The 11,539-nt window shown below is 62.3% G+C and carries 10 protein-coding genes and 1 tRNA gene; 4 read left to right on the forward strand and 7 right to left on the reverse strand.

Annotation, left to right across the window (positions count from 1 at the left end):
- Positions 1–51: 51 nt before the first annotated feature.
- Both CKW40_RS03945 and CKW40_RS03950 read right to left on the reverse strand, forming a co-directional pair.
- Positions 52–837 (reverse strand): DUF1499 domain-containing protein, encoded by a 786-nt coding sequence (locus tag CKW40_RS03945; protein WP_095198634.1) that lies wholly within the window; start codon positions 835–837, stop codon positions 52–54.
- An 80-nt stretch (positions 838–917) separates the two neighbouring features.
- Positions 918–2,546: a fatty-acid--CoA ligase gene (locus tag CKW40_RS03950; protein ID WP_095198635.1), complete on the reverse strand. Its 1,629-nt coding sequence runs from the start codon at positions 2,544–2,546 to the stop codon at positions 918–920.
- A gap of 320 nt (positions 2,547–2,866) precedes the next feature.
- Between CKW40_RS03950 and CKW40_RS03955 the strand changes: the two genes are divergently transcribed.
- Positions 2,867–3,223, forward strand: a complete 357-nt coding sequence (locus CKW40_RS03955; RefSeq protein ID WP_095198636.1) for a hypothetical protein — start codon at positions 2,867–2,869, stop codon at positions 3,221–3,223.
- A 130-nt stretch (positions 3,224–3,353) separates the two neighbouring features.
- Entirely contained in the window at positions 3,354–3,743 is a 390-nt protein-coding gene (locus CKW40_RS03960) for a DUF427 domain-containing protein (RefSeq protein ID WP_095198637.1), read from the forward strand.
- 32 nt (positions 3,744–3,775) lie between these two features.
- Here the strand turns inward: CKW40_RS03960 and CKW40_RS03965 are convergent, their stop codons facing one another.
- From CKW40_RS03965 to ppdK, 3 genes are all read right to left on the reverse strand, one after another.
- Positions 3,776–4,516 carry a polysaccharide deacetylase family protein gene (locus tag CKW40_RS03965; RefSeq protein ID WP_095199125.1) on the reverse strand — a complete coding sequence of 247 codons (741 nt, stop codon included), beginning with the start codon at positions 4,514–4,516 and terminating at the stop codon, positions 3,776–3,778.
- A 177-nt stretch (positions 4,517–4,693) separates the two neighbouring features.
- Entirely contained in the window at positions 4,694–5,797 is a 1,104-nt protein-coding gene (locus tag CKW40_RS03970) for a glycosyltransferase family 9 protein (RefSeq protein ID WP_095198638.1), read from the reverse strand.
- 119 nt (positions 5,798–5,916) lie between these two features.
- Positions 5,917–8,595, reverse strand: coding sequence for a pyruvate, phosphate dikinase (gene ppdK / locus CKW40_RS03975; protein ID WP_095198639.1), 2,679 nt, complete (start codon positions 8,593–8,595; stop codon positions 5,917–5,919).
- A gap of 225 nt (positions 8,596–8,820) precedes the next feature.
- Here ppdK and CKW40_RS03980 point away from each other — a divergent pair, with 225 nt between their 5' ends.
- Together CKW40_RS03980 and CKW40_RS03985 are read left to right on the forward strand one after the other, a co-directional pair.
- Positions 8,821–9,165: a VOC family protein gene (locus tag CKW40_RS03980; RefSeq protein WP_095198640.1), complete on the forward strand. Its 345-nt coding sequence runs from the start codon at positions 8,821–8,823 to the stop codon at positions 9,163–9,165.
- Positions 9,166–9,393: 228 nt separating this feature from the next.
- Positions 9,394–9,468 (forward strand) — tRNA-Gln (locus tag CKW40_RS03985).
- Between the two features lie 59 nt (positions 9,469–9,527).
- Here CKW40_RS03985 and CKW40_RS03990 read toward each other — a convergent pair.
- Together CKW40_RS03990 and rffA are read right to left on the reverse strand one after the other, a co-directional pair.
- Positions 9,528–10,229 carry a WbqC family protein gene (locus tag CKW40_RS03990; protein ID WP_095198641.1) on the reverse strand — a complete coding sequence of 234 codons (702 nt, stop codon included), beginning with the start codon at positions 10,227–10,229 and terminating at the stop codon, positions 9,528–9,530.
- 59 nt (positions 10,230–10,288) lie between these two features.
- A complete protein-coding gene (gene rffA, locus CKW40_RS03995) occupies positions 10,289–11,467 on the reverse strand; it encodes a dTDP-4-amino-4,6-dideoxygalactose transaminase (protein WP_095198642.1) in 1,179 nt (392 codons plus the stop codon).
- Positions 11,468–11,539 lie beyond the last annotated feature (72 nt).

Here is an 11,539-nt window from a genome sequence, read left to right on the forward strand (position 1 = left end):
ACATTTGTGCGGCACGGCGAAAATCCGCCTGGCCTCAAGACGTTCTGGACTTCACTCGGCAGGCGCCGCCCCGACCTGGCCGGCGACCTCCTGATCCAGTTCCGCCAGGAAATCGGTGATGCGCTGGGCATTGTCGCCAAGGTCGTAGCGGCCGTAGCGCGAAGCAGAGCGCATGTCGACGATCACCGTATCGCCGTCGTCCGTCACGCGGATCGCGACATCGGCCGGAAGGCCGAGCACGAAGCCCTTGGCGACGGCGGTGATGGTCACATCGCTTTGCCCGGCAAGGTCGGGATAGGGTTCGGAAAGCTCCCAACTGCGCCGGTCGAGCACGGTTTCGACGGCATTGACGATGGTTTCGAATGGCAGGTCGTAGCTGCGCGCGGTGACCAGCGGATAGCTGTCGGCCTGCAGCCGCTGTTCGCCCGGCGTCGATGGGACAAGCACGTTCATGTTCTTCGTCCGGTCGCTGACGTCGAGCGCGGGCGGATCGTCGAAATCGGTCGTGATGTCCCGGAGCGGCGGATAGATCGTCGCCCAGTAGGCGGCGACGCCGTAGGGGACCAGCACCAGCAGTGCCAGCAAGGCGCCGACTGTCAGGTCGCGGCCACCGCGGTCACCAAATTTCCATAGCCTCGAAAAGGCAAAGGCGGCAAACAGCAGGGCCAGCGCCGCCAGCAGCGCGACAATGCCCAGCACCCACAGGAACACCGGCGTTTCGATAAGATCGAAGCGGTGGCCGACGAAGTCGGTCAGCAAAAGCACCGCTGAAAATGCGCCGGTGCGCCGCGACCAGCCGGCAGCCTTCGACGTTCGCCGTTCGGGAATGCTAGCCATTGTTCTCTGCGTTGCCCCAACCCGGACGGAGGTTTAGTGAATTTTCGCGGCGGCTTGAAGCCGAAACACGCAACATCCCGTCAATCCGTCGGCAAGCGGTAGTCCCTGAACTGCTGGCGCAAGGTGATCTTCTGGATCTTGCCGGTGGCGGTATGCGGTATTTCGCCGACGAAAGCGACATCGTCGGGCATCCACCACTTGGCCACCTTGCCGTTCATGAAGCCGAGAATGTCCGCCTTGGTCGGCTCCTTGCCCGGCTTGGCAACGACGACCAGCAAGGGCCGCTCGCCCCATTTCGAATGATGGACGCCGATGGCCGCTGCTTCCGCCACGTCCGGATGGCCGACGGCCAGATTCTCAAGGTCGATGGTCGAAATCCATTCGCCGCCGGACTTGATGACGTCCTTGGCCCGATCGGTGATCTGCATGTAGCCGCCGGCATCGATATGGGCGACGTCTCCGGTGTCGAACCAGCCATCCTCGTCGAATTGCTCCGCGCCGACGCCACCATAATAGGCGCGGGCGACGGCCGGGCCGCGCACCTTCAGGCGGCCAAAGGTCTTGCCATCCCAGGGTTGCGCATTGTTCTCGTCATCGGTCACCTTCATTTCGACGCCGAAGGGCGGGTAGCCCTGCTTCTGCTTGACATCGAGCCGGGCCTCGCCCTGGAGATCGTCATATTCGGGCTTCAAGGTGCACAGCGTGCCGAGCGGCGACATTTCGGTCATGCCCCAGGCATGGATGACCTGGACGTCGTAATTGTCCTGGAATTTCGTCATGATCGCGCGCGGGCAGGACGAGCCGCCGATGACGACCTTGTTCAGATAAGGCAGCTTCTTGCCGGTCTCCTCCAGATACTGCAGCAGCATCATCCAGACCGTCGGCACGGCGGCGCTGAAGGTCACCTTCTCGGTGTCGAGCAATTCATAGATCGAGGCGCCGTCCATCTTGCAGCCGGGCATGACCAGCTTGGCGCCGATCATCGGGCCGCTCTGGCCAAGGCCCCAGGCATTGGCGTGGAACATCGGCACCACCGGCAGGATCGTGTCGCGCGACGACAGGCCCATCGCGTCGGGCATGGCGGCGATCATGGCGTGCAGCACGTTCGAGCGGTGGCTGTAGACGACGCCCTTGGGATCGCCTGTGGTGCCCGATGTGTAGCACATGCCGGCGGCGGTACCTTCATCGAAGGTCTTCCAGGCGAAATCGCCATCGACTTCGTCAAGCCAGTCCTCATAGGCGACGGCATTGGGCAAGGTCGTTTGCGGCATATGCGCCTTGTCGGTCAGCACAATCACCTTTTTCAGCGATTTGACGGCACCGGCGATCTTCTCGAGCAACGGTACGAAGGTGAGGTCGACGAAGACGGCCTTGTCCTCGGCATTGTTCATGATCCAGACGATCTGCTCAGGAAACAGGCGCGGATTGAGTGTATGATAGATCGCGCCGACGCCCATGATGCCGTACCAGGCCTCGATATGGCGCGCCGTGTTCCAGGCCAGCGTGGCGATGCGGTCGCCCAACCCGTAGCCGTCCCGCTCCAGGCGCTGGGCGACCTTGAGGGAACGACGGTGGATGTCGGCATAGGTGGTGCGCACGATCGGTCCCTCGATCGAGCGCGACACGATCTCGCGCACCCCATGCTGCCGTTCAGCGTTGTCGATAAGCTTGTGGCACAGCAGCGGCCATTCCTGCATCAGCCCCAGCATCCCGTTCCTCCTCCCTCGCGCATTTTGCGTCATGGCTTTTGGCGCATTGTGAAGCGAACCGGCGGATTGTCCAGTCACCCGCTTGCGCGGGACACGAATTTCAAGGCCGGTGCCGCAACGGCAAGCGGTTGAATTCCGGCATGTTTTGGATTTCAGGCCGCTGCTCCCTCGTGCCACCGAGATGGCGGGAGGGTCAAAACCACCATTGTGTCGGCATTGCCTTGCGAAATGACCGGGAAATCCGCCACAATCCGGCCATCGTCCGCGTTAAGTTTCGTTAACGGGCAAAGGGGTGCGATTGGCGACTGAAAGAGGTTCGCATGGACACGCAGCTCGACGACAAAGTGCTTGAGAGCACACTTGCCGAAAGCCTGGCCGATCTGGGGCCGGACGAAAAGACTGTTTCCGAAGACGAATTTGTTGAAGTTGTCGGCGGCGCGCTCGAAGCGGTCGGCGGCACGCTGCTTTTCAAGATGTGCGTCCAGAACGAAGGAGAAGGCCAGCACGTCGCGGCCGCATCCGTCGGTGCTGGCGGCAATCGCCAATTCCTGCTGCTGACATTGCCGACCGGCGGCGGCTCGCTGAAAGTCGAGACCGTTTCGAGGAGCAGCAACCCGGTGGCGGGCATCGCGGCCGCCTATGCCGGACTGATGGACGCCTTCAAGACCGCCGCCTGAGCCTCGGCGGACGCCCGAAAGCGCTGTAGCGCCACGCCTCGGCGACCGGCGCCGGTCTTCGTGATGTGAACGGACCTTGCGCAACAGCCCTACCCGCCACACCTTAGGGGCGAGGTAAGGAGAAACCAGCATGGACAAGATCGCCAACCCGGCACCCGGCTTCCAGCGCAATCCCGACAAGATCATCACCATCGAGCCCTATATCGGCACCGTCACTGTGCGCGTCGGCGATACGGTCATCGCGTCATCCAGCAAGGCCAAGGTGCTGACGGAGGCTCCCTATTCCCCGGCCTTCTACATTCCGTTCGCCGACATCGATTTCGACAAGCTCAGCAGCACGCAGCACTCGACCCATTGCCCCTATAAGGGCGACGCCAGCTATTGGAGCGTGCTGCCTGCCGGCGAAACCGGCCAGAATGCGATGTGGGCCTACGAGCGGCCCTTCGACGAAATGACTGAAATCCGCGACCACGGCGCGTTCTACGCCAGCAAGGTCAGCATCGAAGCCAAGCCGGGCTGAGCAGGCGTCAGTTCCAGCACATCCCTTCGAGATTAGTCGGTGGTGCCGTGATTGCCGGTGCCATCGGCATCGTCGAGACGCACGAAGGTCATGCCCTTGTCCTTGAGCGCCAGCAGGCCCTGAACCACGCCCTCGCCGGCAGCGTGGGTCGGCTGGTTTATGTGGGCGATGATGACGTCACCGTCCTTGGCCGCAGCGATACGCCTGGTGGTTTCCTTGGCGCCCAGCAGTGAGCCGCCGTCGCCATTGATCGAGAAGCCGGCGATCTTGAAACCGAGCTTGCGGATCATCGCGATCGCCGAAGGGCTATATTCGGCGGTTGCGCCGCGGAACCATTTCGGTGCCGGCTCACCGGTCCTGGCAAGCGCCGCGGCCCCCGACTCAACCTCGGCCAGCACGGCCTCCGGGCTGCCGGCGCTCTTTATGCCATAGATCTTCTGCGGCGTGTCGACTGCTGGAATATGGCGCCCGCCGTGATTTTCCAGTTCGAAAAGGTCGGGATGCGCCCGCATGATCTCGACGGCCGCGGCGTTCCGCTTCAGCCAGATGCCGGTGACGAAAATGGTGGCCGGGATCTTGTTTTCCACCAGCGCCGAGAGAATGCGTGTGTCGGTCTGTCCGCCGCAGGCATCGAGCGTGAGTGCAACGCGGCCGGCCCCACTTGCCGCGGGCTTGATGTGCAGCGTGGGTTCGACCAACGGCGCGGCCTGGGCGCTGGCTGCCATCGCCGCCGACATGGCGATCATGCAGAGATGTCTTTGCAGCAGACGCATCAAACCGAATTCCTGACTTGCGATTTTTTGAAGACCGGCGATTTCAAGCCGGCATCTCAATACCCGCATGAAGGCGGAAATCGGGACGATGGATAGCAGAAAAATGCCTGGCGCGGCAATTTGACCGCCCGCCTGGTGGCACAAGCCATTCGACAGCCCTCAACAATCGCTCGCCGTTCAGACAGCGCGTTCCCGCTTCATCTCGGTGCGCGCCAGGAGCTCGCGCGCCGCTTCGACGACAGGCTTTACCTCCAGGCGCCAGACGCAGCACGCCTTGCTGGGGTCCTTCGGACGGCACAGCCCTCTGGCAACGCAGTCGCACGGCATCGACGGCCGAAGCGCGATGCTGGGCACGCCGACAGGCCCCCAGCGCGATGGATGCGTCAGGCCGAAAAGCCCGACAACCGGCGTGCCCGTGGCGGCGGCCATGTGCATCGGGCCGCTCTCATTGCCAAGAAACAGCCGCGCCTGTTTGAGGACAGCCAGCAAGGTCTCTAGCGACAGCGACCCGACAAGGTCGACGACCGGCGCCGCCGTCCTGGCTATGATCCGCGCGGCGGCCTCGCGTTCGTCCGGACCTCCCACCAGGGCAATGCCCAATCCGCTGTCGGCTACGATCTCGTCGATGGCCTCGGCAAACCGTTCCGGCTGCCATTGCCGGCCCTTGAAGCTCGCGCCCGCATGCACGGCGATGAAGCCGTTTGGGTTGAGACGATGCTTGCCCAGAAGCGCCAGGGCTTTCAGGGTCTCCGATGGCAGTGGCTGAAGGTTCGGCACCGTCACACGCAGATCGATGCCGAGCGCCTCAAGGGGCGAAAGATAGCGATAGACAAAATGCTGGCCACCAAACCCCTGTGGTTTTGCAAACACATTGGCGGGTTGCCGCTCCAGCAGCTTCAGGGGCCTTTCGGGAGGATTGTAGCCGACGCGCGTCTTTGCGTTGACGAGCCCGCTGACGAGGCGCGAGGTCTTGGAATCGGTCAGGTCGATCGTCAGGTCGAAGCGGAAGCCGCGCAGCGCCCGCACCATGGCATAGAGCTCTTTTGCGCGCTCCAGCGGGGTGTCGCGCATGCGGGACCGGCTGAACGTGACCACTTCGGAGGCGATGCCATGCGCGATCACGAAGCTTTTGAAGCGCGCTTCGCAAAGGAAGACGATCCTGGCACCGGGGAATTCGAGCTGCAGGTTCCTGGCGAGCGTCGAGGCGAGGACGATATCGCCGATGAACTTCGTTTGAATGACCAGGATCGAGCGAAACGGCGCGGGTGAGATCTGCAACATGTGATTCCACGGACAATTGGCGGGCGATCCGCAAATTGGGCAGGAACAATGTCGAGATTACGCAACGTCTTCAGCACGTTCACGTGAGGTTTCATACAAAACCGTAAGCTTTGATCTCCCTATCCACGCCCCGTCTTTGCCACCTGTACCGCGGCCTGCGCGGCCGCCAGCCTGGCGATCGGCACGCGATAGGGCGAGCACGAGACATAGTCGAGCCCGACCTCTTCACAGAAACGGATCGAGGCGGGATCGCCGCCATGTTCGCCGCAGATGCCGAGCTTGATCTCCGGCCGCGTCGCCCTGCCCTTTTGCGCAGCCATGCGCACCAGTTCGCCGACGCCGTCTATGTCGAGCGAGACGAATGGATCCTGCTCGATGATGCCCTTCTGGCGGTAGGTTTCCAGGAACGAGGCCGCATCGTCGCGCGAGATGCCGAAAGTGGTCTGGGTAAGATCGTTGGTGCCGAAGGAGAAGAACTCGGCAGACTCGGCGATGACATGGGCACGGATCGCCGCGCGCGGCAGTTCGATCATCGTGCCTGTGAGGTACTCGATCTTGACGCCGGTCTCCTCAATGACGCTCTTGGCGACCGCATCGATGCGCGCCTTGACGTAATCGAGTTCCTTCACCAGACCGACCAGCGGCACCATGATCTCGGGGACGACCAGCGCACCGGCCTTCTTGCCGGCCTCGACGGCGGCCTCGAAAATGGCGCGCGCCTGCATCTCGGCGATCTCGGGATAGGAGACGGCCAGGCGGCAACCGCGATGGCCGAGCATCGGGTTGAATTCATGCAGGGCTTCGGTGCGCTGCCTGAGCTTGTCGGGCGACACGTTCATGGCGGCGGCGACCTCGGCGATTTCGGCCTCGGTCTTGGGGAGGAATTCATGCAGCGGCGGATCGAGCAGGCGGATCGTCACCGGCAGACCGGCCATGATCTCGAACAGTTCGAGGAAATCCGAGCGCTGCATGGGCAAAAGCTTGGCAAGGGCGGTGCGCCGGTCCTTCTCGGTGTCGGCCAGGATCATCTCGCGCATGGCGACGATACGGTCGCCATCGAAGAACATGTGCTCGGTACGGCAAAGTCCGATGCCTTCGGCGCCGAAAGAGCGCGCCATGCGGGCATCCAGCGGTGTTTCGGCGTTGGTGCGCACCTTCATGCGGCGCACGGCGTCCGCCCATTCCATGATGGCGGCGAAATCGCCGGACAGTTCCGGCTGCAGCATCGCCACTGCGCCCTTCAGCACCTGGCCGTTGCCGCCGTCGATGGTGATGATGTCGCCCTTGCGGAAGGTCTGCCCCATCGAGAGCAGCGTGCCGGCCTTGTAGTCGACACGCAGCGAGCCGGCACCGGACACGCAAGGCTTGCCCATGCCGCGCGCAACCACCGCCGCGTGGCTGGTCATGCCGCCACGCGTGGTCAGGATGCCTTCCGAGGCATGCATGCCGTGGATGTCCTCGGGGCTGGTCTCGATGCGCACCAGGATCGCCTTGCGGCCTTGTGCCTTGAGGTCCTCGGCATCGCCGGAGGAAAACACGATCTCGCCGGTGGCAGCGCCGGGCGACGCCGGCAGGCCGACGCCGATGACGTCACGCGCGGCCTTCGGGTCGATGGTCGGGTGCAGCAATTGGTCGAGCGACGCCGGATCGATGCGGGCGACGGCTTCCTCCTTGGTGATCAGCCCGTCCCTGGCCATTTCGACCGCAATCTTCAGCGCCGCCTTGGCGGTGCGCTTGCCCGACCGGGTCTGCAGCATCCACAACTTGCCGCGCTCGATGGTGAATTCGAGGTCCTGCATGTCGCGGTAGTGCTTTTCCAGACTGTCGGAGATGGTGACGAAAGACTGGAAGGCGTCCGGCATCAGCTTCTGCAGCGACGGCTTGTCGGAGCCGGCGGCGATGCGGGCCGCCTCGGTGATGTTCTGCGGCGTGCGGATGCCGGCGACGACATCCTCGCCCTGCGCGTTGACCAGGAACTCGCCATAAAGCTGCTTTTCGCCGGTCGACGGGTTACGGGTGAAGGCGACGCCGGTGGCCGAGGTCTCGCCCATATTGCCGAACACCATGGCCTGGACGTTGACCGCCGTGCCCCAGCTTTCGGGGATGTCGTGCAGACGCCGGTAGGTGATGGCACGGTTGTTCATCCAGCTTGAGAACACGGCGCCGATGGCGCCCCAGAGCTGCTCTTGCGGGTCCTGCGGGAATGGCCTGCCGAGCTCTTCCTCGACCTTGGCCTTGTAGAGCGCGATCACGGCTTGCCATTCGATGGCCGTCAGCTCGGTGTCGAGCTCGTGGCCGAGGCTGGCCTTCTGGTCTTCGAGTATCTCCTCGAACACCTCGTGATCGAGGCCCATGACCACGTCCGAGTACATCTGGATGAAGCGGCGGTAGCTGTCATAGGCAAAGCGCGCATCGCCGGAATCGGTGGCCAGCGCCTCGACGGTCTCGTCGTTGAGGCCGAGATTGAGCACGGTGTCCATCATGCCAGGCATCGAAGCGCGGGCTCCGGAGCGCACCGACACAAGCAGCAGCTTCGACGGATCGCCGAACCGGCGGCCGGTCAGCCGGCCGATCTGATCGAGCGCCACCGCGACGTCGGCTTCCAACCCCGCCGGATAGGCGCGGCCATTGGCATAATAGGCATTGCAGACCTCCGATGTGATGGTGAAGCCCGGCGGCACCGGCAGGCCCAGGCTGCACATCTCGGCCAGATTGGCGCCTTTGCCGCCCAGCAGATTCTTGTCGCCGGCACGGCCTTCCGCCGCACCATCGCCAAAGGTGAAAACCCACTTGGTCATGCTTTGCTCTCCGGTTGCAGGAGATTGGAAAGATTGGCGAAACGGAAAGTTCCACCCAGGTCCGACTTTGGAGCGATATGATGCTGCAGTGCGAAAGGCAAGCGCCGGCAAAGCCGTCCTGCCGCTACAATCGATTAAGAAAAAGCCTTGCCCGGACATGCGGCAAAAAGACTTGCCACCTCAGAGCCCGACGACTAGAACATAAAGGGAACAAAGAGGTGCCCCATGAAACTGACTGGAAAACTCGACTATCTGGAAATGCCGGCGACCGGCGGCACGCTGGACCGGTTGAAGGCTTTTTACAGTTCTGCCTTTGCCTGGTCGTTCACCGACTACGGGCCGACCTATTCAGCCTTTGCCGAGGGCCTGGATGGCGGTTTTCAAGCCGACGCCGCAGAAGCACCGGGCAAGCCGCTGCCTGTGCTCTACAGTGACAATCTCGAGGAAACGCTGAGCGCCGTCGAAAGTGCAGGCGGTACGGTCGTCAAGCCGATCTTCGCGTTTCCCGGTGGCCGGCGCTTCCACTTCGTCGATCCGGCCGGCAATGAGCTGGCTGTCTGGGGTGACTAGAGCAGTTCACCGTTTCACGGAAACGGTGAACTGCTCTAACTCTTTGTTTTGACGCAATTCCGGACGGAAAACCGCCCACACTTTTCCTGGAATTGCTTTAGCCCGCTCGGGCAGGATCTGGCGGCTTTTGTGGATTGCTTGATTTGAGCGTTCTTGCCATTGCCATAAGGATTGTGCTTTTCGGCTGCTCTGCTAATAACGCGCCGCACAAGCGACTCTGACGGCTATTGGGGCGTCGCCAAGTGGTAAGGCATCGGTTTTTGGTACCGACATTCCCAGGTTCGAATCCTGGCGCCCCAGCCAATCAATGATTGCGTATCAAAATCAGTAAGTTACCAAATTTTCCGATCAAGGCGCCTGAACTAGGCCCGCTTGGCAACGAACCTCATGAACTGGGGGGACTGCTTTCCGCAGTTGAACAGCAGATCGAGGATCGACACCTGGTGTATGAATCCTGTCCAGAGTTGGGGATAGGCAGGATAGCCCTCGTAGTCGAACCACTCGAGATCGATGCCCTTGAGCTCGAAGACGTCGGGCACGATGTAATCCTTGGCGGACGGCCCCGAAACGTAGACCGTCCCTCCCGCCTGGGCGCAAATGTCGGCCAACCGCTCGGTTTTGGCACCGTTAAGCTGGTACGCGCTGGACGAGGTGATGGCCGTGGTGATCCCCAAATACCCGCATATTGCCGCGATAAAGCAGCGGTTCAGCTCCGATATGTGCGTGTAGTGGCGGCTATAGAGCGGCTCCAGCCATTCGGCTATTTCCGAAAAGCAGCTTGCCCGGCGGTAGTTCAGCTGTAGCTGCCGCCAGTGCGACTGAGCCCAGTCGGCGCCGTCTATCTCGGTCTCGAGGATCTTCTGAAGGTATCGTCCCTTGGTCACGACAGGCACGGTCAGCCATTGGGCCCCGGCAGGTGTCTTGATCTTGTTGCGATTGCGCCAGTCGCGCCGGGTATATTGCATGTCGTCGTAGAGGATGAACTCGTCGACCGAAGCGATGAGGTCGAAATATCCCTTCCAGGGGATATAGTTGGACTGGAGAATGGCCACCCGCTTCGTCATCTGCTCACAGCTTCACGCACCAAGAGTCCCCGGGGCAGCTCAACGTCCTTGCGGGTTGTTCAGCGATGAACGGCGCTCAGCACCGCGGCCACGCCCTCCTGGGCAGCGAGACTGAGGCCAAACCACAGCGGCAGCCTGATCAGGCGTGCGGCGGCATCGGTGGTGACGCGCAGTTCGCCGTGGGTCCGACAGTAGCGTCGGCCTGCCGGCGATTCGTGCAGCGGAACATAGTGGAAAATGGCGTCGATGCCATTTTCCCGAAGACGGGCCAGCACGCCACGCCTGTCGACTCCTCCGGGCAGCAGCACGTAGTAGAGATGCGCATTGTGTTCGCACTCGGCCGGGACAATTGGTCGACGAAGCTGCCCGGCCTGCTCCAGCGGTGCCAGCAGCTCGTGATAGCGGTCCCATACCCGCAAGCGCTCCGCGGTGATCGCCTCCGCATCCTCGAGCTGGGCGAGCAGGAATGCCGCCAGCAAATCGCTGGGAAGATAGGAGGAGCCGACGTCTTGCCAAGTGTATTTGTCGACCTCGCCGCGGAAGAACCGGCCGCGGTCTGTTCCCTTTTCGCGGATGATCTCGGCCCGTTGGCTGAGCTCGGGGTCATTGATCAGCAGCGCCCCGCCCTCACCGGAAATCAGGTTCTTGGTCTCATGGAAGCTTAGCGTCCCCAAATCGCCAATGCTGCCGAGCGACCGCCCCTTGTAGCGCGCCATCGCGCCCTGGGCAGCATCTTCGACGACCTTCAGCCCGTGCCGGTGCGCGATATCGAGTATGGCGTCCATCTCGCAGCCCACTCCAGCATAGTGGACCACCACGATCGCCCGTGTCCTCGGGGTTATCGCGGCCTCTATCAGACGCTCGTCGAGGTTGAGGGTATCCTCTCTTATATCGACGAATACGGGTACGCCGCCCCGCAGCACAAATGCATTTGCCGTCGATGTGAAGGTGTAGGACGGCATGATGATTTCGTCGCCGGGAACGATATCCAGCAGGAGAGCCGACATCTCCAGCGCCGCCGTGCATGAATGGGTCAGAAGCGCCTTTGCGCACCCGACATGCTCCTCGATCCAGGCATGGCAGCGCTTGGTGAAAGCCCCGTCACCGGACATGTGCTGGGCTACCCGCGCCTCCGCGATGTAGAGCATCTCCCGTCCGGTCAAATGCAAGCGATTGAATGCAACAGGCAGCGACCCGGCAGTCCGCAAAGGCTTGTTCAAAGAATCGGACACTGTCATCCCCCCGCCAAACGGCGCTACTGGTAGAGCCGAAAGAAAGTACCTCCTGTACTTCAACCGGGACAGTTCCAT

Source organism: Mesorhizobium carmichaelinearum (genome assembly GCF_900199455.1).
GTDB lineage: Bacteria > Pseudomonadota > Alphaproteobacteria > Rhizobiales > Rhizobiaceae > Mesorhizobium > Mesorhizobium carmichaelinearum.